The sequence below is a fragment of the Cupriavidus taiwanensis genome, assembly GCF_900250075.1.
Classification (GTDB): Bacteria; Pseudomonadota; Gammaproteobacteria; order Burkholderiales; family Burkholderiaceae; genus Cupriavidus; species Cupriavidus taiwanensis_C.
Genome location: NZ_LT977070.1, coordinates 77,234 through 101,138 on the forward strand (window position 1 = coordinate 77,234; position 23,905 = coordinate 101,138).

20 protein-coding genes and 1 tRNA gene are annotated in these 23,905 nt (G+C 68.6%); 11 read left to right on the forward strand and 10 right to left on the reverse strand.

Annotation, left to right across the window (positions count from 1 at the left end):
* Positions 1-7: 7 nt before the first annotated feature.
* The 3 genes from CBM2588_RS00425 to CBM2588_RS00435 form a co-directional block, all read right to left on the reverse strand.
* Positions 8-385, reverse strand: a complete 378-nt coding sequence (locus CBM2588_RS00425) for a DUF2784 domain-containing protein (protein WP_115678890.1) — start codon at positions 383-385, stop codon at positions 8-10.
* A gap of 17 nt (positions 386-402) precedes the next feature.
* Positions 403-1,323, reverse strand: a complete 921-nt coding sequence (locus CBM2588_RS00430) for a LysR family transcriptional regulator (RefSeq protein WP_025586057.1) — start codon at positions 1,321-1,323, stop codon at positions 403-405.
* A 149-nt stretch (positions 1,324-1,472) separates the two neighbouring features.
* Positions 1,473-2,165 carry a hypothetical protein gene (locus tag CBM2588_RS00435; RefSeq protein WP_115678891.1) on the reverse strand — a complete coding sequence of 231 codons (693 nt, stop codon included), beginning with the start codon at positions 2,163-2,165 and terminating at the stop codon, positions 1,473-1,475.
* A 283-nt stretch (positions 2,166-2,448) separates the two neighbouring features.
* Here CBM2588_RS00435 and gcl point away from each other — a divergent pair, with 283 nt between their 5' ends.
* The 7 genes from gcl (at position 2,449) to CBM2588_RS00470 (ending at position 13,761) form a co-directional block, all read left to right on the forward strand.
* Entirely contained in the window at positions 2,449-4,233 is a 1,785-nt protein-coding gene (gene gcl, locus CBM2588_RS00440) for a glyoxylate carboligase (protein WP_115678892.1), read from the forward strand.
* 127 nt (positions 4,234-4,360) lie between these two features.
* Positions 4,361-5,143, forward strand: a complete 783-nt coding sequence (gene hyi / locus CBM2588_RS00445; protein ID WP_115678893.1) for a hydroxypyruvate isomerase — start codon at positions 4,361-4,363, stop codon at positions 5,141-5,143.
* 76 nt (positions 5,144-5,219) lie between these two features.
* Positions 5,220-6,140: a 2-hydroxy-3-oxopropionate reductase gene (locus CBM2588_RS00450; protein WP_092316699.1), complete on the forward strand. Its 921-nt coding sequence runs from the start codon at positions 5,220-5,222 to the stop codon at positions 6,138-6,140.
* Between the two features lie 111 nt (positions 6,141-6,251).
* Positions 6,252-7,565: a glycerate kinase type-2 family protein gene (locus tag CBM2588_RS00455; protein ID WP_115678894.1), complete on the forward strand. Its 1,314-nt coding sequence runs from the start codon at positions 6,252-6,254 to the stop codon at positions 7,563-7,565.
* Positions 7,566-7,728: 163 nt separating this feature from the next.
* Positions 7,729-9,192: a pyruvate kinase gene (gene pyk / locus CBM2588_RS00460; RefSeq protein WP_115678895.1), complete on the forward strand. Its 1,464-nt coding sequence runs from the start codon at positions 7,729-7,731 to the stop codon at positions 9,190-9,192.
* Between the two features lie 256 nt (positions 9,193-9,448).
* Positions 9,449-10,318 carry a KPN_02809 family neutral zinc metallopeptidase gene (gene ypfJ / locus CBM2588_RS00465; RefSeq protein WP_115678896.1) on the forward strand — a complete coding sequence of 290 codons (870 nt, stop codon included), beginning with the start codon at positions 9,449-9,451 and terminating at the stop codon, positions 10,316-10,318.
* 305 nt (positions 10,319-10,623) lie between these two features.
* A complete protein-coding gene (locus CBM2588_RS00470) occupies positions 10,624-13,761 on the forward strand; it encodes a multidrug efflux RND transporter permease subunit (RefSeq protein ID WP_115678897.1) in 3,138 nt (1,045 codons plus the stop codon).
* A gap of 112 nt (positions 13,762-13,873) precedes the next feature.
* Here CBM2588_RS00470 and CBM2588_RS00475 read toward each other — a convergent pair whose 3' ends face one another.
* From CBM2588_RS00475 to CBM2588_RS00485, 3 genes are all read right to left on the reverse strand, one after another.
* On the reverse strand, positions 13,874-14,287 hold the full coding sequence (locus tag CBM2588_RS00475) for a hypothetical protein (protein WP_012354246.1): 414 nt from the start codon (positions 14,285-14,287) through the stop codon (positions 13,874-13,876).
* 259 nt (positions 14,288-14,546) lie between these two features.
* A complete protein-coding gene (gene rnk / locus CBM2588_RS00480; protein ID WP_115678898.1) occupies positions 14,547-14,966 on the reverse strand; it encodes a nucleoside diphosphate kinase regulator in 420 nt (139 codons plus the stop codon).
* A gap of 517 nt (positions 14,967-15,483) precedes the next feature.
* Complete coding sequence (locus CBM2588_RS00485; protein ID WP_115678899.1) at positions 15,484-15,915, reverse strand: Cd(II)/Pb(II)-responsive transcriptional regulator; 432 nt, start codon at positions 15,913-15,915, stop codon at positions 15,484-15,486.
* 192 nt (positions 15,916-16,107) lie between these two features.
* On the opposite strand from CBM2588_RS00485, the gene CBM2588_RS00490 reads away from it, so the two are divergent.
* A complete protein-coding gene (locus CBM2588_RS00490) occupies positions 16,108-16,473 on the forward strand; it encodes a hypothetical protein (RefSeq protein ID WP_115681343.1) in 366 nt (121 codons plus the stop codon).
* 124 nt (positions 16,474-16,597) lie between these two features.
* A complete protein-coding gene (gene htpX / locus CBM2588_RS00495; RefSeq protein WP_115678900.1) occupies positions 16,598-17,476 on the forward strand; it encodes a protease HtpX in 879 nt (292 codons plus the stop codon).
* Between the two features lie 7 nt (positions 17,477-17,483).
* On the opposite strand, the gene arfB is transcribed toward htpX, so the two are convergent.
* Together arfB and CBM2588_RS00505 are read right to left on the reverse strand one after the other, a co-directional pair.
* Entirely contained in the window at positions 17,484-17,888 is a 405-nt protein-coding gene (gene arfB, locus CBM2588_RS00500) for an alternative ribosome rescue aminoacyl-tRNA hydrolase ArfB (protein WP_115678901.1), read from the reverse strand.
* Positions 17,889-17,926: 38 nt separating this feature from the next.
* A complete protein-coding gene (locus tag CBM2588_RS00505; RefSeq protein WP_115678902.1) occupies positions 17,927-18,754 on the reverse strand; it encodes a MipA/OmpV family protein in 828 nt (275 codons plus the stop codon).
* Positions 18,755-19,064: 310 nt separating this feature from the next.
* Between CBM2588_RS00505 and CBM2588_RS00510 the strand changes: the two genes are divergently transcribed.
* Complete coding sequence (locus tag CBM2588_RS00510) at positions 19,065-20,819, forward strand: diguanylate cyclase (RefSeq protein ID WP_115678903.1); 1,755 nt, start codon at positions 19,065-19,067, stop codon at positions 20,817-20,819.
* Positions 20,820-20,865: 46 nt separating this feature from the next.
* Here CBM2588_RS00510 and CBM2588_RS00515 read toward each other — a convergent pair.
* Positions 20,866-20,941 (reverse strand) — tRNA-Arg (locus tag CBM2588_RS00515).
* Positions 20,942-21,405: 464 nt separating this feature from the next.
* On the opposite strand from CBM2588_RS00515, the gene CBM2588_RS00520 reads away from it, so the two are divergent.
* Positions 21,406-22,299 (forward strand): c-type cytochrome, encoded by an 894-nt coding sequence (locus CBM2588_RS00520; protein WP_115678904.1) that lies wholly within the window; start codon positions 21,406-21,408, stop codon positions 22,297-22,299.
* Positions 22,300-22,378: 79 nt separating this feature from the next.
* Here CBM2588_RS00520 and hemN read toward each other — a convergent pair whose 3' ends face one another.
* Entirely contained in the window at positions 22,379-23,836 is a 1,458-nt protein-coding gene (gene hemN, locus CBM2588_RS00525; RefSeq protein WP_439897421.1) for an oxygen-independent coproporphyrinogen III oxidase, read from the reverse strand.
* Positions 23,837-23,905: the final 69 nt, after the last annotated feature.

Consider the following 23,905-nt stretch of genomic DNA (forward strand, 5'->3'; position numbering starts at 1 on the left):
GGTCCGCTCAGCGCCTGGCATGGTGGCGCCGCCGGCGCCACCACAGCGCATAGATGGCGACGTTCACCACCAGCACCACCACTCCCAGCCACAGCTGCACCGCAGGCGTGAGCCCCGCCGGATAAATCAGCGGCAACAGGTAGCGCTCGACAAAGCCGCCGCTGTAGCCGGCCTGCCCGGCAGCCCGGCGCAGCGAGTTTTCCAGCGGCGTCAGCGGACAGATCCAGCCGGCCCATTCGATCAGCACGCCCCACACTGCCGCGGGCAGGTGCACCCATGCCGCACGCGGCCAGCGCAATACCAGCAGGCCGCCCGCCACCACGAACACGATGAACAATGCGTGCGCGATGACCACCAGGTCGGCCAGCCAGGCGGTGATGGGCATGGCGTAGCGCGGCGGCCTCAGTTGCCGCCCGCGGTGTCCATCCAGTAACCCGGGCGCGCGAACTGCGCCTTCAGGTGCTCGATGAAGAAGCGGATCTTGGCCGGCACCGGCCGCTGCTGCGGGTACACGGCGAGGATGTCGTAGGCGGGCAGCGCGTATTCGTCCAGCACCGTGATCAGCTCGCCGCTCTCCAGCTGCGGCAGGATCTCCCAGGTCGAGCGCCAGCCCAGGCCCAGGCCCTCGCCGGTCCAGCGGTGCAGCAGCTCGCCGTCGTTGCAGTCCAGGTTGCCGTTGACGCGCACGGTCACGGTCTTGCCGTTCTGGCTGAAGTACCAGCCGCGCTGCTGGCCGCCCTGCAGGTTGAACGCCAGGCAGTTGTGCTGGGCCAGGTCGTCCAGGGTCTGCGGCACGCCGTATTTGGCAAAGTACGCCGGCGTGCCGCACACCACGCGCTTGTTCGACGCCAGCTTGATCGCGACAAAGTTCGGATCGATGGCGCCGCCGATGCGGATGCCGACGTCATAGCCTTCGCGCACCAGGTCGACCACGCGGTCGGTCAGGTTGAACGAGATCTGCACCTCGGGATTGCTGGCCAGGAACGCCGGCGCGTGCGGCGCCACGTGCTTGCGCCCGAATGCCGCCGGCGCCGACACGATCAGGTGGCCGGTGGCCTTGTGCTTGCCTTCGGCGATCAGCATCTCGGCGCGGTCGAGGTCGGCCAGCGCCTTCTTGCACTGCTCCATGAACACCGCGCCCTGCTCGGTCACGGCGATGCGGCGCGTGGACCGGTGCAGCAGCTTGACGCCGATGCGGGCTTCGAGCGCGTTGATGCGGCGACCGATCATCACCGGCGTGACGTTCTGCGTCAGCGCCGCGGCCGCCATGCTGCCGTGCTCCACCACGGCGATAAAGGCTTCGATTTGCTTGAGTTTGTCCATCGGATATTCGTCTCCCGGGCGCCATTGTGCGGCATCGCCGGGGTTGTGGCATCCCTGCGCGGCTGATGGGCCGGATCGAGGCCGGCGCATAAGGGCCGCCGTAGGGCCCCGCCACGGGCACGCGGCCGCACCCGGCACGCGGGCAGGTGTCAGCCTGCGCCCGCCGTACGCTTGCTGATTTGCGCGTTCAGCTCGGCCGCCTCGCCCAGCACATGGGCCAGGCGCCGCAGCGGCCGGCTGCATTGCAGATGCAGGTACAGGTAGCAGGCGGCACCGGTCACGACCATCACGCCGTAGAGCCACAGCAGCGTACCGGCCAGGGCCTGCTGGCGCGGCAGTGCCGCCATCACCGCGGCGGCCGGCGCCAGTGCCAGCAGCACCGCCAGCGTGCGTGCCGCGCCCTCCCACAGCCGCAGCTGCAGCGCCACGCGACGCTGGCGCGCCTGCAATTGCTGTGGCGGGATGCGCGCCAGCCGGCGCAGCAGCGCGTCTTCGGCGGCGCTGTCGCGGTCCAGCTCGGCGGCCTGCCAGCGCAGCGGATGGCGCAGCCGCCCCAGCACCGTGCCGGCACGGGCCAGCCCCGCGCCGACATAGCACGCGGCCGCCAGCGCCAGCAGGGCCTCGAAGCCGCGCAGGGACCAGAGCGGCACGGCCTGCTTCAGCCCCAGGCGCCAGACCGCCAGGCCGGCGCCGCACAGGATCGTCGCGGCCAGTGCCGCGATAAAGCCGAGCCACAGCGCGCGCCCGAGCCGGCTCTCCGGCGCGGGCGCGGACGCCGCCTCGGGCGAGGCGGCGGCAAGCGCTTCCAGCAGTTCGTAGGTGGACGGCAGCCTGGAATACATGGTCGGCCCGGATGGCAGGGAATGCCGCCATTTTGCCGCAGCGCGCCGCGGCGGCACGCCGGCGCGCAGGCGTACCCGGTGCTGCGCGGCGTGTCCGTATCGTCACACCACATATCCAATGGCATGCATCGGCGTACCCGCGCCGACCATCCGACGTGGCTTTCCAGCCCATATTGCGTACTACAGGTATCGAATCAACTGATCGCTCTTCTGTTTATCCCAACCGGCCTGCGGGAATAGGATCGACTCCAACGAAATTCCCACCATTACCGGAGACAAGATCATGGCAAAGATGAGAGCAATCGACGCGGCAATCGCCGTGCTGGAGAAGGAAGGCGTGACCACCGCGTTCGGCGTGCCGGGCGCGGCCATCAACCCGTTCTACTCGGCGATGCGCAAGTCGGGCAACATCAACCACGTGCTGGCCCGCCACGTCGAGGGCGCCTCGCACATGGCCGAAGGCTACACCCGCGCCGAGCCGGGCAATATCGGCATCTGCGTCGGCACCTCGGGCCCCGCCGGCACCGACATGATCACCGGCCTGTATTCGGCCTGGGCCGATTCGATCCCCATCCTCTGCATTACCGGCCAGGCCCCGCGCGCGCGCCTGTACAAGGAAGACTTCCAAGCCGTCGACATCGAATCGATCGCCAAGCCCGTGACCAAGTGGGCCGTGACCGTGCGCGAGCCGGCGCTGGTGCCGCAGGTGTTCCAGCAAGCGTTCCACATCATGCGTTCGGGTCGCCCGGGTCCGGTGCTGATCGACCTGCCGTTCGACGTGCAGGTGGCCGAGATCGAATTCGATCCCGACACCTACCAGTCGCTGCAGCCGTACAAGCCGGCCGCGTCGCGCGCCCAGATCGAGAAGGCCATCGCCATGCTCAACGCGGCCGAGCGCCCGCTGATCGTGTGCGGCGGCGGCGTGATCAATGCCGACGCTTCGGAGCTGCTGGTCGAGTTCGCCGAGCTGGTCAACGTGCCGGTGGTGCCGACCCTGATGGGCTGGGGCGTGCTGGCCGACGACCACCCGCTGCAAGCCGGCATGGTCGGCCTGCAGACCTCGCACCGCTACGGCAATGCGACGCTGCTGGCCTCGGACTTCGTGATGGGCATCGGCAACCGCTGGGCCAACCGCCACACCGGCAGCGTCGACGTCTACACCAAGGGCCGCAAGTTCGTGCACGTCGATATCGAGCCGACGCAAATCGGCCGCGTGTTCGGCCCGGACCTGGGTATTGTGTCGGACGCCAAGGCCGCGCTGGAACTGTTCGTCGAAGTCGCCCGCGAAATGAAGATGGCCGGCCGCCTGCCGTGCCGCAAGAGCTGGGTCGCCGACGTGCAGAAGCGCCGCCGCACCATGCAGCGCAAGAGCGACTTCGACAACGTGCCGGTCAAGCCGCAACGCGTGTACCGCGAGATGAACCAGTACTTCCCGCGCGACGTGCGCTACGTCAGCACCATCGGCCTGTCGCAGATCGCCGCGGCGCAGTTCCTGTCGGTCAACCAGCCGCGCCACTGGATCAACTGCGGCCAGGCCGGCCCGCTGGGCTGGACCATCCCGGCCGCGATCGGCGTGAAGACGGCCTCGCCGGATTCGGACGTGGTGGCGATCTCGGGTGACTACGACTTCCAGTTCATGATCGAAGAACTGGCCGTGGCCGCGCAGTTCAAGGTGCCGTACATCCACGTGGTGGTGAACAACTCCTACCTCGGCCTGATCCGCCAGGCGCAGCGCAACTTCGAGATGGACTACTGCGTCCAGCTGGCCTTCGACAACGTCAACGCCCCTGAGCTGAACGGCTATGGCGTCGACCACGTCAAGGTGGTGGAAGGCCTGGGCTGCAAGGCGATCCGCGTGTTCAAGCCGGAAGACATCGCTCCCGCCTTCGCCGAGGCGCGCGACCTGATGGCCGAGTTCTCGGTGCCGGTGGTGGTCGAGGTGATCCTGGAGCGCGTGACCAATATCGCGATGGGCACCGAGATCGACAACATCAACGAGTTCGAGCCGATCGAAGACCTCGAGGACATCGAGGAAGCGATCCTGAAGGAAGAAGTGGAAACGGCGTAAGACCTTCCCGCCCCTTTGCAGTCCGACACGTCATCCCCGCGCATGCGGGGATCCAGTGTCTTCTGAAGTCACTGGGTTCCCGCTTGCGCGGGAACGACAAGAAAAACCAAGTCACAGGAGATGACAAATGACCAAACTTGCGGCCAACCTCACCATGCTGTTCAACGAAGCCGGTTTTCTCGACCGCTTCGAAGCCGCCGCGCGCGCGGGCTTCCGCGGCGTGGAATTCCTGTTCCCGTATGCGTTCCACGCGGACCAGATCGCTGACCGCCTGAACCGCTTCCAGCTGGACCTGGTGCTGCACAACCTGCCCGCCGGCAAGTGGGACGCGGGCGAGCGCGGCATTGCCTGCCACCCGGACCGCGTCGGCGAGTTCCAGGACGGCGTGGGCGAGGCCATCAAGTACGCCAAGGTGCTGGGCGTGCGTCAGCTGAACTGCCTGGTCGGCATCCTGCCGCAGAACGTCAAGCGCGAGCAGGCCCAGGAAACGCTGGTGGAGAACCTGCGCTTCGCCGCCGGCGCGCTGGCCGCCGAGCATATCGACCTGCTGGTCGAGCCGATCAACACCTTCGACATCCCGGGCTTCTTCCTGTCGCGCACGCAGCAGGCGCTGGACCTGATCACCCAGGTCAACGCGCCCAACCTGTACGTGCAATACGACATCTATCACATGCAGCGGATGGAAGGCGAGATCGCCAACACCATCAAGGCCAACCTGCCGAAGATCAAGCACATCCAGCTGGCCGACAACCCGGGCCGCAACGAGCCGGGCACGGGCGAACTGAATTACCAGTACCTGTTCAAGTTCCTGGACGAGATCGGCTACACCGGCTGGATCGGCTGCGAATACAAGCCGAAGACCACCACCGAAGCCGGCCTGGGCTGGCGCGCCGCGCACGGCGTGCAATAAGCGCCGCGCCCCCGTCGTATCCCGCTACTACCTACGCGAACCAAGACACATTTAATCTCAAGCAAGGAGACATCACATGGCAACCACTCGCAACGTCGGCTTCATCGGCCTGGGCATCATGGGCGCACCGATGGCGGGCCACCTGCGCGCCGCCGGCCACACGCTGTTCGTGCATGACGTCAACCCGGCCCCGCAGGCGCTGGTCGATGCAGGCGTGACCGTCTGCACCAGCGCCGAGGAAGTCGCCAAGCGTGCCGACATCATCGTCATCATGGTGCCGGACACGCCGCACGTGGAAGCGGTGCTGTTCAGCGAGAAGGGCGTGGCCGCCGCGTTCAAGGCGGCCGGCAAGGAAGCCAGCTACAGCAAGATCGTGGTCGACATGAGCTCGATCTCGCCGATCGCCACCAAGGATTTCGCCGCGCGCATCAACAAGCTGGGCGCTTCGTACCTGGACGCGCCGGTGTCGGGCGGTGAAGTCGGCGCCAAGGCCGCCTCGCTGACGATCATGGTCGGCGGCCCGCAGGAGGCCTTCGACCAGGTCAAGCCGCTGTTCGAGCTGATGGGCAAGAACATCACGCTGGTGGGCGGCAACGGCGACGGCCAGACCACCAAGGTGGCCAACCAGATCATCGTCGCGCTGAATATCCAGGCCGTGTCCGAAGCGCTGCTGTTCGCCTCCAAGGCCGGTGCCGATCCGGCCAAGGTGCGCGAGGCGCTGATGGGCGGCTTCGCCGCCTCGCGCATCCTGGAAGTGCACGGCGACCGCATGGTCAAGCGCACCTTCGATCCGGGCTTCCGCATCGAGCTGCACCAGAAGGACCTGAACCTGGCCCTGCAGGGTGCCAAGGCGCTGGGCGTGGCGCTGCCCAACACCGCCACCGCGCAGGAGCTGTTCAACACCTGCTCGGCCAACGGCCTGGGCAAGCAGGACCACTCGGCCCTGTGCCGCGCGATCGAGATCATGTCCAACCACCAGATCGCCAACGCCAAGTAAGCAGCAACCTGTCGTCCCCGCACCGCGGGGACGACACGCTTTGAAGTACCCGATTCGTACCCGATACGTACCCGAAGCACCCAGCGTTCCCGTCAGCACCCAGGATTCTTCATGCTCGTCACCGAACCCCAAGCCGCCCTGCTGTCGCCCCAGCGCACCGCAGCCAACGCTGAACCGCGCGCGCTGCTGCGCGACCTGTTCGATACCGCGGTCGCCTCCGTCAGCGCCAGCCACTGCCTGCCGCCGCACCTGCCCGCGCCGCCCAGGGGCCGCACCGTGGTGATCGGCGCCGGCAAGGCCGCTGCCGCGATGGCGCAGGCGGTCGAGGCGAACTGGCAAGGCGAGCTGTCGGGCCTGGTGGTGACGCGCTACGGCCACGGTGCCGACTGCAAGCGCATCGAAGTGGTCGAGGCCGCCCACCCGGTGCCCGACGAAGCCGGCGCGCGCGCCGCGCAGCGCATGGTGGAGCTGGTGCAGGGCCTCAGCGCCGACGACCTGGTGCTGTGCCTGATTTCCGGCGGCGGCTCCGCGCTGCTGGCAGCGCCCGCGCCGGGCCTGACGCTGGCCGACAAGCAAGCCGTGAACAAGGCACTGCTCAAGAGCGGCGCCAGCATCGGCGAGATGAACTGCGTGCGCAAGCACCTGTCCGCGCTCAAGGGCGGACGCCTGGCGCTGCACTGCGCGCCGGCGCGCGTGGAGACGCTGCTGATTTCCGATATTCCCGGCGATGACCCGACCCTGATCGCCAGCGGCCCGACGCTGCCCGATGCGACCACCTGCGCCGATGCGCTGGCGGTAATCGCCAAGTACGGCATCGAGGTGCCGGCCAATGTGCGCGCGCACCTGGAGAGCGGCGCCGGTGAAACACCGAAGCCCGGCGACGCGCGCTTCAGCGGCCATCGCAGCGTGACGCTTGCCACCGCGCAGCAATCGCTTGAAGCCGCCGCGGCGCGTGCGCGCGAACTGGGCTTCGAGGCCCATATCCTGTCCGACTGCATCGAGGGCGAAGCCCGCGAAGTGGCCGAAGTCCACGCCGCCATCGCGCGCCAGGTCGCCCGGCGCGGCCAGCCTTTCAGCAGGCCGTGCGTGATCCTTTCCGGCGGCGAGACCACCGTGACCGTGCGCGGCAAGGGCCGCGGCGGGCGCAACGCGGAGTTCCTGCTGTCGCTGGCGGTGGCGCTCGACGGCCTGCCCGGCGTGCATGCGATAGCCGGCGATACCGATGGCATCGACGGCTCGGAAGACAACGCCGGCGCGCTGCTGTCGCCCGACACGCTGACCCGCGCCGCCGGGCGCGGGCTGAATGCGCGCGCGCATCTCGAGAACAACGACGGCTATGGCTTCTTCGCCGGCCTGGACGACCTGATCGTCACCGGCCCCACGCGCACCAACGTCAATGACTTTCGGGCAATCCTGATCGTCTGACAAAACGTCGTCCCCGCGGACGCGGGGACCCAGTGACTTTCTGCCACCAGAAAGGCCAAGACGCTGGGCCCCCGCGTTCGCGGGGGAGAAGATGGATTCAACACAGCAGTACCAATTGACTCGCGGCGCCGTGCGCCGCACCGAGAACGTTAGAGGAGACATCATGAGACGCCAGCGCAAAGCGAAGATCGTGGCCACGCTCGGCCCCGCCAGCACCGACATCGCGGTGATCCGCGCGCTGTTCGAGGCCGGCGCGGACGTGTTCCGGCTGAACTTCAGCCACGGCACGCACGACGACCACCGCGCGCGCTACGACGCGGTGCGCCAGGTCGAGGCCGAGACCGGCCGCCCCATCGCCGTGCTGGCCGACCTGCAGGGCCCCAAGCTGCGCATCGGCACCTTCGCCGCCGGCAAGGTCGCGGTGCGCACCGGCGATGTGTTCGTGCTCGACAGCGACCCGACCCCGGGCGACGGCACCCGCGTGTACCTGCCGCACCCGGAGCTGTTCCAGGCCGCGCAGCCGGGACAGTCGCTGCTGATCGATGACGGCAAGGTGCGCCTGGCGATCGAGGCGGTGACCAGCGGCACCATCACCACGCGCGTGGCCAACAACGGCTCGCTGTCCGACCGCAAGGGCGTGAACGTGCCCGACGCGGTGATCCCCATCCCCGCGCTGACGGAAAAGGACCGCAAGGACCTGGACTTCGCGCTGTCGCTGGGCGCCGACTGGATCGGCCTGTCGTTCGTGCAGCGCCCGTCCGACATCGTCGAGGCGCGCGAGATCGTCGGCACCCGTGCCGGCATCCTGTCCAAGATCGAGAAGCCGGCCGCGCTGCAGCAGCTCGAAGAGATCGTGCGCGTGTCCGATTCGGTGATGGTGGCGCGCGGCGACCTGGGCGTGGAGCTGCCGCCCGAGCGCGTGCCCGGCGTGCAGAAGCGCATCCTGCGCGTGTGCCGCCAGCTGGGCAAGCCGGTGGTGATCGCCACGCAGATGCTGGAATCGATGATCGACTCGCCGGTGCCGACGCGCGCCGAAGCCTCGGACGTGGCCAGCGCCATCTATGAAGGCGCCGATGCGGTGATGCTGTCGGCCGAGTCGGCCAACGGCCGCTACCCGGTGCCGGCGGTATCGATGATGAACCGCATCGTCACCGAGGTCGAGCGCGACCCGCTGTACCGCAACCTGCTCGACGCCCAGCACGAGACCCCGCTGAACACGCGCCAGGATGCCATTTGCGCCGCGCTGCGCGAAGTCACGCACATCATCGGCGCCGCGGCGACGGTAACCTACACCTCGTCGGGCTCGACCGCGCTGCGCGCCGCGCGCGAGCGGCCGTGCGCGCCCATCGTCAGCATCACGCCCAACCTGGAGATCGCACGCCGGCTGGCGATCGCGTGGGGCATCCACTCCACCGTGAGCCCGGACGTGCAGAGCGTCGATGAAATGGTCGAGGCCGCCACGCGCGCCGCCGTTGCCGAAGGCTACGCCGCGCCGGGCGACCAGATCACCATCGCCGCCGGCATGCCGTTCGGCCAGGGCGGCACCACCAACCTGCTGCGCGTGGCCGAAGTCAGCGCCAGCGCGCTGGCCGCCGCGCCTGTCGCACGCGAGGCCGCACTGGCCTGAGCGCACTGCGCGCGCTCCCGCTGCGCAACGGCCACGCCATGACGGAACCGGGTGCAAACCCGGTTTCTTCGCTTTGCCGCACACCGCCCGCATTGCCCGTCTCCAGGGCGAGTGGGCGGTGTTTTTTTTGACGTGCCGCTGGGCGCATCCGCCGGCACGGCGCGCTGCGGAAACCAGCACCAGCGCGAGCACCGAAGCGCGGATTGCTATACTGAATTCCACTTCCCTTACCCTATTCCCCAAGCCCGGAGCCCCCATGCGCCTCGATGACGAAGCCGAAAGCCAGCACGTTGAAGACCGCCGCGGTGGATTCGGCGGCCTTGGCGGCAAGTCGATCGGCATCGGCACGGTCATCGTCGCGCTGGCGGCGTCGTATTTCTTCGGCATCGACCCGATGCTGATCATGCAGGGCGCGTCGGTGCTGCAGGGCTCGGGCCCGCAGCAGCAACAGCAACAGGCCAACCGGCCGCCGGCGACGGACCAGATGACGGTGTTCACGCGCAAGGTGCTGGGCAATACCGAGCGCACCTGGCAACACATCTTCGAAACCCAGCTCAACCGCCGCTATGCGCCGCCCACGCTGGTGCTGTTCTCCGGCGCCACGCCGACGGCATGCGGCACGGGCCAGTCGGCGATGGGCCCGTTCTACTGCCCCGGCGACCAGAAGGTGTATATCGACCTGGCCTTCTATGACGAATTGCGCCAGCGCTTCGGCGCCGGCGGCGACTTTGCCCAGGCCTATGTGATCGCGCACGAGATCGGCCACCATGTGCAGAACCTGCTCGGCGTTTCGGACAAGGTCGACAATGCGCGCCGGCGCATGGGCGAGGCCCAGGCCAACCAGCTGTCGGTGCGCATGGAGCTGCAGGCCGACTGCCTCGCCGGCGTATGGGCCGCCACCGCACAGCGCGCCAACCAGCAGCTGCTGGAACCGGGCGATATCGAAGAAGGCCTGAAGGCCGCCGCCGCGATCGGCGACGACCGGCTGCAGCGACAGTCGCAGGGCTATGTCGTGCCCGAAGCGTTTACCCACGGCTCCAGCGAGCAGCGCGTGCGCTGGCTGCGCCGCGGCATCGAGTCCGGCGACATCCGCAAGTGCGACGCCTTCGCCGCGCGCGACCTGTAGTTTCCGGCACCGCCCCCAACCTCCGTGGGGGCCGCCAATGTGACGTTTGCGTTGTCCGGCCCGGCTTCCCTGTCTATAATCGCCGGCAAGGCCGCAGTATGACGGCCGCTCGCCGGCGTCGATCCTCACCGATCCTTTCCCGCCGCAGCGCCGGGTCCTTCCTCGCCGGACCCCCGTACCCGCCCGGTACGCACCAATTGCCGCAGTCGTTGCGGCGTCTCCGCACCCAAGCCGTTCCGTTCCAACCGCACCGGAGCCACGGCCGCTCTTCACTTGCCGTGCACCCGTGCCAGCCCTGACCTGACATGGCGTCGTTTTTCCTGAAGCGCCCGGCGTTCGCCTGGGTGCTGGCCATCCTGATTGTGGTGGCGGGCCTGCTGGCCCTGAACCGCATTCCCATCGCCCAGTATCCGGCGGTGGCGCCGCCCACGGTGATCATCTATGCCGATTACCCGGGCGCGTCCGCGCGCACGGTGGAAGACCGCGTCACCGCGGTGCTGGAGCAGCAGATGCACGGCATCCCCGGCCTGCTCTACCTCGATTCCAGCAGCGAGGGCGGCACCGCCACGGTGACGCTGGGCTTCCGCCAGGGCACCGACCCGCAGCTGGCGCAGGTCAACGTGCGCAACCGCGTGGCGCAGGCCGAACCGCTGCTGCCCGAGGCGGTGCGCCGCGGCGGGGTCTATGTCGACCAGGCCAGCAGCAGCGCCTTCATGTATGTGTCGCTGGTGTCGGACAGCGGCCAGCTCGACGAAACCGCGCTGGGCGACTTTGCCGCCGGCTCGGTGCTGCCGCTGCTGCGCCGCCTGCCCGGCATCGGCAAGGCCGAGCCCTACGGCGCCGAATACGCGCTGCGGATCTGGTTTGACCCGGACAAGCTGAACGCCTTCAACCTGACCACGGCCGAGGTCGAGGCCGCCATCCGAGCGCGCAACGGCAACGTCACGCCGGGCCAGCTGGGCGGCGCGCCGGCCGTGCCGGGCCAGTCGTTCCAGGCGATCGTGCGCCCGCCCGCGCCGATGAGCGACGCGCAGGCATTCGGGCGCATCGTGGTGCGCGCCGCCACCGATGGTTCGGCGGTGCTGCTGCGCGACGTGGCGCGGGTGGAACTGGCCGCCAGCGACTACCGCTACGGCTCCACGCTGAACACGCGCAGCGCCGCGTCGATCGGCCTGAAGCTGGCCGACGGCGCCAACGTGCTGCAGACCTCGCGCACCGTGCGCGCCGCGCTCGATGCCGCCAGCAAGGGCTTTCCGGGCGACGTGCGCTATGAGATCTCGTATGACGGCGCCACCTTCGTGCAGGCGTCGATCTCGCGCGTGGTGCTGACGCTGATCGAGGCCACGGTGCTGGTGTTCCTGATCCTGTACCTGTTCCTCGGCAACCTGCGCGCCACGCTGATCCCGTGCATCGTGGTGCCGGTGTCGCTGCTGGGCACGGTCGCGTGCCTGTACGCGCTGAGCCTGTCGCTGAACGTGATCACGCTGTTCGGCGTAGTGCTGGCGATCGGCATCCTGGTCGACGACGCCATCGTGGTGGTCGAAAACGTCGAGCGCATCATGCGCAGCGACGGCGTGGGCGCGATGCAGGCCGCGGCGCGCTCGATGCGCGAAGTCTCCGGCGCGCTGGTCGCGGTAACGCTGGTGCTGTGCGCGGTGTTCGTGCCGATGGCGTTCTTCGGCAGCGCGGTGGGCGTGATCTACCGGCATTTCGCCGTGACCCTGGCGGTGTCGATCGCGTTCTCGCTGTTCTTTGCGCTGACGCTGGCGCCGGCGATGTGCGCCAGCCTGCTGCGCCACAGCGCGGCGCCGGCGCGCGGGCCGCTGGCGTGGTTCGATGCGCGCTTTGCCGCGTTCACCGCGCGCTATGCCGGCTGGGTGCAGGCGCTGCAGCGGCGGCGGCTGCGCTGGCTGGCGGTGTACCTGGCGCTGACGCTGGCGTGCGGCTATGCCCTGTGGAAGATGCCGAGCGGGTTCCTGCCGGAGGAGGATACCGGCGAGATCGTGGTCGATGTGGAATTGCCCGCCGGCAGCACGCAGGCCGATACGCGCCGCCTGGTCGCCAGCCTCGAGCAGTGGATGCGCGACCAGCACTACCCGGTGCGTTCCAGCTTTGCCGTGCTGGGCTGGAGCAGCGGCGGCAGCGGCGAGCAGCGCGCCAGCCTTTTCATCGGCCTGACCGACTGGAAGGCGCGCGGGCGCGGGCAGGCGGCGCAGGCGGTGCTGGAACGGCTCTCGGCCGGCCTGGAAGGCTGGCCCGGCCGCGGCACGGCGCAACTGTTCGCCTACAACAGCTCGGCGCTGCCGGAACTGGGCAGCATCGGTGGCCTGGACATGCGCCTGGTGGCGCGCCAGCCGGTGGGGCGCGAGGCGCTCCTCGCCGCGCGCGACAAGCTGATCGAGCGCGCCAGGCAGGACCCGGTGCTGGGCGAGGTCCGCGCCACCACCGGCCAGCCGGTGCCGGCTCTGGACCTGAAGATCGACTACCGCAAGGCCGAGGCCTTCGGCGTCGATGCCGAAGCCGTGCACCACACGCTGTCGGCGACGCTGGGCTCGCGCTATATCGACGAAGTCGCGCGCGAAGGCCGGGTGCGGCGCGTGATCCTGCAGGCCGACGCCCCGTTCCGCATGCAGCCGGACCAGCTGGCGCGGGTGCATGTGCGCAACGCCCAGGGCGCGATGGTGTCGCTCGCCGCCTTCGCCTCGCTGGAATGGGGGCAAGGCGAGGTCACGCTGGAGCGCTTCGACGGCCTCAGCTCGGTGCGCATCAATGCCGAAGTGGCGCCCGGCTACACCACCGGCGCGGCGATGACGCGCCTGGCCGAATTGGTGCGCGAGCTGGGGCCCGAATTCGACGTGCGCTGGACCGGCCGCGCCTACGAGCAGGAGCAGACCGGCACGCAGGCGCCGTGGCTGTTCGCGCTGTCGCTGCTGTTTATCTTCCTGTGCCTGGTGGCGCTGTATGAAAGCTGGACCTTGCCGCTGGCGGTGATTGCGATCGTGCCCACCGGCCTGATGGGCGCGGCCGCGGCGATCTGGCTGCGCGGCATGCCCAATGACGTCTACTTCAAGGTGGGCGTGGTGGTGATCATGGGGCTAGCGGCCAAGAACGCCATCCTGATCGTCGAATACGCCGAGCAATTGCGGCGCGGCGCGGCGGGCGCCATGGACGTGGTCGAGGCCGCCACACGCGCGGCGCGCCAGCGGCTGCGTCCGGTGGTGATGACCTCGCTGGCGTTCGTGCTGGGGGTGGTGCCGCTGGCCATCAGCACCGGCCCGGGCGCGGGCGCGCAGCAGGCGGTCGGCACCGGCGTGCTGGGTGGCATGCTGGGCGCGACGGTGCTGGGCACGCTGGCGGTGCCGCTGCTGTACGCGGCCATCGCGCGCCGGTTGCCGCGCGCGCAACCGGCGCCGGAACCCGCGGCAGCAGCGTCTACGGAATAGAAAAACGCCTGCCAGGCGAAGAGAGAAGGAGGAGGAGGTCGGCCGGGCAGGCGGGAGAGAAAACTTGCGGCCACCGCAGTGGCCGCGTCAGGTCTGGAGAAGACCCGGGGGGTCAGACGCGATAGCCGTACAGCGAACCGTCGCCGGAGCGCGAGTTGTCGAGCGCGCGCTCGGCCACGTCACCGGTAAAGGTGTGCGTGCCTTCGCTGAAGGTATCGAACTTGCCGCGCTTCGAGATCTCGCCGCTGAAGCTGTGCGCCCCTTCGCTGAAGGTGTCGAACTTGCCGTCGCGGCGCGACCCTTCCGAGTACGGGTCGAAGCGGCCGGTGCGGGCGCCGTCGGTGTAGGTGTCGAACTTGCCTTGCTTGGCGCCGTCCGTATACACATCGTACTTACCGACCCGCAGCGCGTCGGCATACACATCGAACTTGCCAACCTTGCTGGCAGCGGGGGCAGCCATCGCCGTAGCGGACGCGGCCACTGCCGCGAACACGAGCGCGCCGCCAAGGATACGTCTGGCGATCATTTGGGACTCCTTCAACTGATTTCGTCGTTCTTTCTTGTAGGTCCGGGATAAGACTCCGGCCGCTCTGCAATCTATGTTGCGATGCGAGCACGGACTGAAGATTAGTCACAGCCCGCGCCAGCAGAAATACCGCTGCGACGAATGGTGCGTTGCGAGTCGTGAAACGACTCGCTTGCCGATGAATGGTGTCCGCGGATCGCCGGCGATACGCCGCCACGGAGGGGGGCGCGCGGCGGCGGCCGCACCCGCGAGGGCGGGCTCAGAGCGTGTACTGGCCGGCGGCTTCGGGCTGGAATGCGATCTCGGCGACGCTTACCTGCTGTTCGCGGCCATCGGGCAGGCGGTAACTGACGGTTTCGCCGGCACGCGCGCCCAGCAGTGCCTGGCCCACTGGTGACAGCACCGACAGCCGGCCGGCGTCGAAGTCGGCCGCGTCGGGATACGCCAGGGTCCAGTCGCGCGGCGCCTGCTCGCCCGGCAGCGTGCACACCACGCGGGTGTTCATGGTGACCACATCGGTCGGAATTTCCTCGGGCGCGACGATGGTGGCGCGCGCCAGCAGGCTGTCGAGCATGTCCTCGAGCTGGGCCGAGCCGGCGCGGCTGGCGATGCGCTCCAGGCGGGTGACATCGAGTTCGGTCAGGTACAGGGTGGCGGTCTGGGTCTTGGTGGCCGTCATGGCGGGTCCTCCGGCAGTCGTGGGTGGGCGCGGCCGGCCTGCATGGCGGGCGGCGGCGGTCAGGTCTTGCGGGTTGGCGTGCCGCGCAGCGGCGCGCATCAACGGATCGGCAAAAGCGTTGCGGCGATCGCCGGCAACAACGGAAACGCTGGCTCGGGCCCGGTTCGGCCCGGGCCCCGCTATGGGAGACGAATCAGGCTGGGAACCGGGCGGAATCAGGCGGTGCGCCGATCCGGCGGGGGGAGATCGCGCGCTTGGCGCGCTGGGGCAGACTGGGCGCCAGGGCAACCGCGGACGCGTGCGCGCGGCCGGTCCGCAGCGGGCGGACAGGCGCATCGGGCATCGGCGTCAGGCGATCGGTCATGGTCTTTGCGGAAAAGGATAAGCGGCAGCGGATGGCTTGCTGCAATGGCGAGCCCGGAAGTGGTGGCTCACCTGCCTTGCTGCCCCGGGTTCATGCACCGTGCTGGTGCGAAGCCGGAGCAACCATCGTAGCACAGCGTCGGGTTCGGGGTCGTCACCCGTTGGTGGCATGGCACTCGCAGCCCGCCCCCGCCGCCGCCTGCTGCAGGTTCTGCAGGATGCCGCACGCACTGGCGGGCTGGTGATGGCGGCAGGTCTCGCGCAATGCGCGCAGCTGGCCTTCGAGCGCCTCAAGCGCCACGCGCTGGGCATGGATCTGGGCGATCTGGCGGTCCAGCAACGTGTTGATGTCGTCGCAGTCCTGCGACGGATTGCGCTCGAACTCGCGCAGCCGCCGCACGTCAGACAGACTCATCCCGAGCGAACGGCAATGGCGCACGAAGTTCAGCTGCACCACATGGCCCTCGTCATAGCGGCGGTAGCCGTTGGCCTCGCGCGTGGGCGCGTCGAGCAGCCCTTCGCGCTCGTAGTAACGGATGGTCTCGACATCGCAGCCGCTGGACCGTGACAGCTCGCCGATACGCATGTGCCTGTTCCCTTTCCATACCCTGTAACCACTACAGGGTTGGCCATAGTGTAGGTCAGTCTGCCGCATCGTGCAGAAGCTGACGAAACGCTTGCAAACGGCCATGTGCTACCGCCGCCACGGGCGGCAACAGCGCCTTGCGGCATCCTGTAGAATTCCTTCCACTTCCACCGATAAGCCGTCCCCTTGTTCGTGCGCGTCCTGCGGCTGCTCCTGCTGGTCATGATGCTGGCCTTCCTGCCCCTGCCGGGCTGGGCGGCTGCATTCGCGCACGCGGTGCTGTCCACCAACGAAGCCACGGCCGTACCCGCCGCTGCGCTCGGCGCCGACGACGCGGATCGCGCCGCCGTGACAGCGGACCCGACAGGCGACCCTTTGCCGCTTCCCGAAACCGCCGAGCCGCAGTGGCAGCCCGGCGCCGACCTGGCCGAGCAACTGCTGCCCGCCACGCCGCTGCGGCTGGCCCCCTGGGCCGGCCGTGCCGGGCCGCCGCGCTATGCCGGCGCCCTGCTGCCCGAACCGGACCTGCCGCGGCTGCCGCGACCGCCGCGCGCCTGATCTGACTGGCGCGGCCCGGCCGTGCCCGCCCGAACCCGCGTGCCGCACACGAATGCGGCGCGCGCCTGCGGTCCCACCGCACCCTTGCGCCGCATGGCGCGACCTACCACTGCTCCACACACACATGAAACGCGTACTGCTTTTCCTGGCGACCAACCTCGCCGTCATGCTTGTCCTCAGCATCACCGCCAGCGTGCTCGGGGTGAACCGCTTCCTGACCGCCAACGGGCTGAACCTGGGCACGCTGCTGGCATTTGCCGCGCTGATGGGCTTCGGCGGCGCCTTTATCTCGCTGCTGATGTCCAAGACCATTGCCAAGTGGTCGACCGGCGCGCAGGTCATCACCCACCCCAGCACCAGCACCGAGCTGTGGCTGGTGCAGACCGTCGAAAAGCTGGCGCAGCGCGCCGGCCTGCCGATGCCGGAAGTCGCCATCTACGAGGGCGAGCCCAATGCCTTCGCCACCGGCGCCACCAAGAACAGCTCGCTGGTGGCGGTGTCGACGGGCCTGCTGCAATCGATGTCGCATGACGAGGTCGAGGCCGTGCTGGCGCACGAGGTGGCGCACGTCGCCAACGGCGACATGGTGACGCTGACGCTGATCCAGGGCGTGGTCAACACCTTCGTGATCTTCCTGGCACGCGTGGTGGGCTACTTCGTCGATTCGATGCTGCGCAAGAACGACGAGGAATCGAGCGGCCCGGGCATCGGCTACATGGTCACCGTGATCGTGTGCGAGATCGTGTTCGGCATCCTGGCCAGCATCATCGTGGCCTGGTTCTCGCGCCGGCGCGAGTTCCGCGCCGATGCCGGCGCCGCCGGCCTGATGGGCACCCCCACGCCGATGGTCGCGGCCCTGCGCCGCCTGGGCGGCCTGGATCCGGACGGTCTGCCGCAGAACATGCAGGCGATGGGCATCGCCGGCGGCAAGTCGTGGATGGCGTTGTTCTCGAGCCATCCGCCGATCGAGCAGCGCATCGCCGCGCTGCAGGCGGCGCGCTGACGCAACGTCAGTCGAACACGCGGCCGCGCAGCGCCTTGACCTGGCTGCGCTGGCTCTTGCCCTCCAGCCGGCGCTGGCGCGATGCCAGCGTCGGCCGCGTCGGCCGGCGCACGCGCGGCGGCGTGGCCACGCTGCGCACCAGCTCGTGCAGGCGCCGCACCGCATCGTCCCGGTTCTGGTCCAGGCTGCGGAATTGCTGCGCCTTGATCACCACCACGCCGTCGCGCGTAATGCGGTGATCGTGCAGCGCCAGAAGGCGTTCCTTGTGGTCAGGCGGCAGCGAAGATGCCCGCACGTCGTAGCGCAGGTGCACGGCGTTGGATACCTTGTTGATGTTCTGCCCGCCCGCGCCTTGCGCGCGGATCGCGGTAATCAGGTATTCGTGGTGGGGAATGACCAGCTCGTCGACCATGGCTGCATCATAGCAAGCCGGCCCCGCGCCGGACCGCGCTAGCGCCACGAATAAGCCAGGCCGATGCCATAGGTGATCTGGTTGCGGGTGCCGCGCTGCGTCACGATGGGGCTGTCGGCCGCGTCGCCGGCCAGGCGCTGCGCGTAGACCATCGCGCCGCCATACCAGTGCTTGTCGAACTGGTAGATCATTGCCAGCCAGCCCGTAAACTGCTCCAGCCCGCCGCCCGGGCTGTAGACGGGCAGGCCGCTGGCGGCCGAGTCCGCCGGCGTTACGCCGAAGTAGGTACGGTTGAAGCTGCCGCTGACCCAGGTCGCGCCCAGGCCCATGCCCGCGTAGATGCGCTGGTGCAACGGCATCCAGAAGGTGCCGGTGGCGGTGACGCGGCTGCCGCCGTAGACGATGCCGGCATTGGTCATCACGTTGACGCCGCCGCGCAGCCGCCACGGGACACGTCCGGGGTTCAGGTATTCATAGCCGATGTACCCGCCCGCCTCCACCGTGGTGTCGATCTCGTGCACCTGGGCCACGACCGGATCGTCGACGTTGTTTCGGCCGAGGCGCAGCCCTACCGCGGGCCCCCACTGGAAACCCGTCAGTCCGCCGAAATTGAACTGCGCATACGGCCCATACCATTCCAGCAGCCGTCCGCCCGCGGTTACATAGCGCACGCCGGGCACCACGCCGAGCATGCGATCCTTGCCGCCGGCGAATTCGGTGGTGGAGCCGACGCCGAGGCCAACCATGTTTGGCAGCGATCCCGGCAGGCTGACCGGCGCGGCCGCGCCGGTGTGCGCGGCCACGGCCAGCGCAATGCCGGTCAGCGCACCGCGCAGCAAGCGTGGATGGCGTGTTTTGATCACCATGGCATGTCGTCCGTGACAGGGTATGGTCGGGCGACTTTATCAGCATGGCCGGAGCGCGAGGTGGCGGGACCGTCATGAAACTTTTCGCGCCGCGAATTAAGTCCGGGTCGGGATCCATGCCGGCGGTGGCGAAATCCATACCTCAACAGGCCGCATCATTCCAAATCCGGCAATGACATATCGACCTCCTTTGCCTTTTATTCCGGACGGCACATGATGAGCTCAGTTCACTGAAGTCCGTGCGCGCACGAAGCCGAGCGCGATTGCTGTACGCTGCGTGCACGGATTCAGGAACCCCCTGGAGTTACCCATGCGCCCCCGCCTTTCCGCACTGTTCGACCGGCTCTGGGAGCAGGCAGTGCGCACGCCGCAACGCTTCGTAGTGTTGTCATTTGCCGCCGCTTGCGCGCTGCTGCTGATCATTTCCGCGTACGGCCTGGTGGTACTGCGTGACCATGAAGTGCAGACGCTGCAGCAAACCCAGCAACTGCAAGTGGCCGGCATCAGCTCGGTGCTGAACGTCGAGGCCGAGCGGCTGCGCGGCGTGCGCAATTTCGCCCAGCACCTGATCCGCCTGCAGATGGGTCCGCACGCGGTCGAAGTCGATCCGCCGCTGCAAGCCGCCTACGCGCACCGCAACAACGACCTGTGGCAGCTGCCGGCGCCGGAAGGCGATGCGGTGCTGCTCGGCGTCGGCCCGCGCATGCTGGACGGCATGGATGGCTTTTCCCGCCGCGACGAAGACCTGCTGCCCGGCCTGTATGTGGCGCGCGGCCTCAGCCACCTGCTGAGCGCCGAGCCGGTCAACCCGCTGGTCACGCGCAAACTGATGTACGTGTCCACCAACGGCTTCTTTGTCACCTATCCGCCGGTGCCGCCCGCCCGCACCGCCGCCGTCTTGCGGCGCGTCAACGATGCAGGCCTCATGCGCGAGCACCTGCCGCGCAACAATCCCGATCGGACCCTGCACTGGCAGATGGTCCCGGTCGGCGGTGACAGTGGCATGTACCTGACGCTGAGCCTGCCGGTCTACCTCCACGCGCAGTTCCGCGGCGTGGCGATTTCCGCCATTTCGCAGCGCAGCCTGGACGACTACCTGACCAGCACCACGCGCAAGGGCGTGCACAGCTTCCTGATCGATATCGACGGGCACCTGATCGGCGCCAGCACGCGCGAAGTCAAGGGCGTCGAAAAGATTGACTCGGTGGTGCCGCCCGCCGGGCGCGAAGCCACGCCCCGGGAAATGTTCAGCCGCGGTGCCGGCACGATACACCTGCCCGACGGCAGCCGCCTGATGTTCGAGCGCATCGGCGGCAGCAACCTGATGCTGGTCGACTACTTCTCCGCCACCGACCTGCTGCTGCGCACCGCCTCGCACCTGAGCGTGGTGCTGGCGGCCAGCGCGCTGTCACTGGCCCTGCTGCTGTGGGTCACGCTGCAGGGTTTCCGCAAGCTGTTTTCACACTACCTCGCCCGCGGCGAAGCACTGCGCGAACTGGCCGAGACCGACCCGCTGACCGGGCTGTCCAACCGTCGCATGTTCGAGGCGCGTTTTGCCATCGAGCACAACCACAGCCTGCGCGAGAACACGCCGATGTCGATGATGATGGTCGATATCGACCGCTTCAAACGCATCAACGACAACTGGGGCCACGCCAGCGGCGACCGCGTGCTGAAAAAACTGGCCGACGTGGTGCGCGCGACCGTGCGGTCCATCGACGTGCCGGCGCGCATCGGCGGCGAAGAATTCGCCGTGCTGCTGCCGCGTACCAGCATCGCGGAAGCAACCGAGGCGGCCGAACGGCTGCGCCAGGTCCTGGGCCAGGTAGTCTGCGAGCCGGCAGCCGACGCGACCGACAAGGGGGAAATCCGCTTCACGGTTTCGATCGGCGTATCGGACCTGGGCGCCGACGGCACCGACAGCCTCGACACCATGCTGATGGTGGCGGACCGTCGCCTCTATGCTGCCAAGAACGCCGGGCGCAACCGGGTCGTCAGCGACGACCGGGTGCCAGAGCCGATGGACGACGGCACCCCCGCTCCTGCGCGCACGGCGTCAGCGTAGGTTGGAAAGCGAATCTGATCGCGTAAAGCGGGAATCCGGATGGGATTGGCGCGCCCGGCTGGGATCGAACCAGCAACCCCTGCCTTCGGAGGGCAGTACTCTATCCATTGAGCTACGGGCGCACAGGACGGTTTTGCAACCGTTTTTGCGGGTACAGCGGTTGCGGCGGGCGAATGCCGCCGCTGGAAAGTCGCATAGGATACCGCTTTTGCCCGGCGCCGTCCATGCGGGGCCGATACGGGCGCCGGGGAACGTCTCGCAACCGCCGCTTTTTGGCACTGGCAGGGGGGCTTTGGCGCTATAATCGCCAGCTATTTGCGTCAAATCGTGCCCGTCGCGCCGTCGGCGCAACGAGTCGACCGGGGTCAAATCCGGGCGGCTGGTTGTCGGCGACAATCGGGCCCCGGTCCGGGAGACAGGCCGAGGTACGCAAATGGCAACAGACCCAAGTCAGGCAAGGGCCGCAGGGGAGCGCGGGCGGTCCGGATGGGGCCGGATAGTGGTCAGCGAAGGGCCACACCAGGGCCAGAAAAAGCAAGCCGAGCGTAAGCGGCCAGAAGGTTTCCTGCAAAACTGAGAGTTCTGTATGAGCGACGTCCACAACGAACACCCCGAGCACGAGTCTCCCATCAAAACCCCGAAGCAGTTGATCGCAGTCGTGATCGCGGCGTTCCTGGTGCCGATCATCGTGATCATCCTGCTGGTCAACTTCGTCGGACACGGCTCGACCGAAAGCGCCGGCGCGAGCACCGCCGCCGAAGCCGTCAACGATCGCATCAAGCCGGTCGCCTCGCTCGAAATCAAGGATCCCAACGCGCCGCGCGTGTTCAAGACCGGCGAACAGGTCTACAAGGAAATCTGCGCCGCCTGCCACGCCACCGGCGCGGCGGGTGCGCCCAAGCACGGTACCGCCGGCGACTGGACCGCGCGCATCGGCCAGGGCTTCGACGGCCTGATGAAGTCGGTGCTCAACGGCAAGGGCGCGATGCCGCCGCGCGCCGGCAGCACGCCTGACGACTACACCGATTACGAACTGGCCCGCGCCGTGGTCTACCTGGCCGACGCCGGCGGCGCCAAGTTCCCCGAGCCGCCGGCCCCGGCCGCTGCCGCGCCTGCAACGGCCGCAGCCCCTGAAGCGGCCGCCCCGGCTGCCGCTGCAACGCCGGCCCCCGCTGCGGCTCCGGCAGCCGCTGCCGCACCCGCACCTGCCGCCGCCGCTGCCGCGCCGGCAGCTGCCTCGGCCGAAGTGGGCAAGAAGGTCTACGAGCAGGTCTGCGCCGCCTGCCACGCCGCCGGCGTGGCAGGTGCGCCCAAGTTCGGCGACAAGGCCGCCTGGGCCCCGCGCCTGAAGGAAGGCATGGATGCGGTCCACAACTTCGCGCTCAAGGGCAAGGGCGTGATGCCGCCCAAGGGCGGCTATGCCGGCCCGGACGCCGACGTGATCGCTGCGTCCGACTACATGGCCAACGCCGCCAAGTAAGCCGGCCCGACGCCAGCAAAAAACCCGCGCAGTGCGCGGGTTTTTTTTCGTCCGGCCCAGTCCGGCAACGCTCTCTGCGCTACACCACGCGCGAGTAGCGCGGCACGATGCGGATCGGCTGGGCGCCGTCGTTGGCGGCGCGCGCGCCGCTGTCGACCGGCCGGGCGGTGTCGTCGCGCAGGTAGCGGTCGAACACCATCGCCACGCGGCGCACCAGCAGCCGGCCCAGCGGCGTCACGGTGATGCGGCCGGGCTCGCGGCACACCAGTCCGTCGGTGGCCAGGTGCTCCAGCTCGGCCAGTTCCGCGGCAAAGGCCTCGTTGAAATCGATGCCATGGCGCGCCTCGATGGCAGGGAGATCGAGCACGCCATTGCACATCAGATCGCCAATCAGCTCGCGCCGCAGGTGGTCATCGGCCGTCATCGCCACGCCCCTGGCCAGCGGCAGGCGGCCCTGGTCCAGCGCCCCGTAGTAGTCGTCGAGCGTGCGCGCGTTCTGCACGTAGCGCCCCGCGATCGCGCCGATCGCCGAGATGCCGAGCCCGACCTGGTCGTAGCCGGCGTGCGTCGAATAGCCCTGGAAGTTGCGCTGCAGCCGGCCCTCGCGCTGGGCCACGGCGAGGTCGTCATCCGGCAGCGCGAAGTGGTCCATGCCGATATAGACATAACCCTCGGCGGTCAGCCGCTCGATGGTCGAGACCAGGATGTCGAGCTTCTCGCCGGCCGGTGGCAACGCCTGTTCGTCGATGCGGCGCTGCGGCTTGAACACATGCGGCAGGTGGGCGTAGCTGTAGACCGAAAGCCGGTCCGGGCGCAGCGCCAGCACCTGGTCGATGGTGCGGCCGAAGCGCGCCGCGGTCTGGTGCGGCAGGCCGTAGATCAGGTCCAGGCTGACCGAGCGGAAGCCCAGCGCGCGCGCGGCATCGACCACGGCGCGGGTCTCCTCGAACGGCTGGATGCGGTGGATGGCCTGCTGCACCTCGGGATCGAAATCCTGCACGCCCAGGCTCACGCGGTTGAAGCCCAGGTCGGCCAGCAGCGCCATGCGGTCACGGTCGACACGGCGCGGATCGATCTCGATCGAGTGCTCGCCGTCGGCCGCCAGCGCGAAATGCGTGTTCAGCAGCGCCATCACGCGACGCATTTCTTCCGGGTTCAGGAAGGTCGGCGTGCCGCCGCCCCAATGCGACTGGATCACCTGCCGGCGCTCGCCCAGCCGCCCGGCCACCAGCGCCATCTCGCGGCCCAGGTAGCTGACGTAGCGCGCGCTGCGGCCGTGGTCGCGGGTGATGATCTTGTTGCAGCCGCAGTAGTAGCAGATGTTCTCGCAGAACGGGATATGCAGGTACAGCGACAGCGGCGCCGGCGCGTCGGCGCGGCAGGCGGCCAGCGCGTCGTGGTACAGCGACGGGTCGGGGCCGTTGTGGAAGCGGTCGGCGGTCGGGTACGAGGTATAGCGCGGGCCGTTGCCGTCGATGCGCCCGGCCAGCGCGCGGAAGTCGGAGAGCGCGCGGCGGTCGAGCGCGGGGAAAGTCATGGCTGACGGGTTCATGGGGGCGCGGGGGAATGGGTATGCGACACGTCATCGTAGGACCGGCCCGGCGCC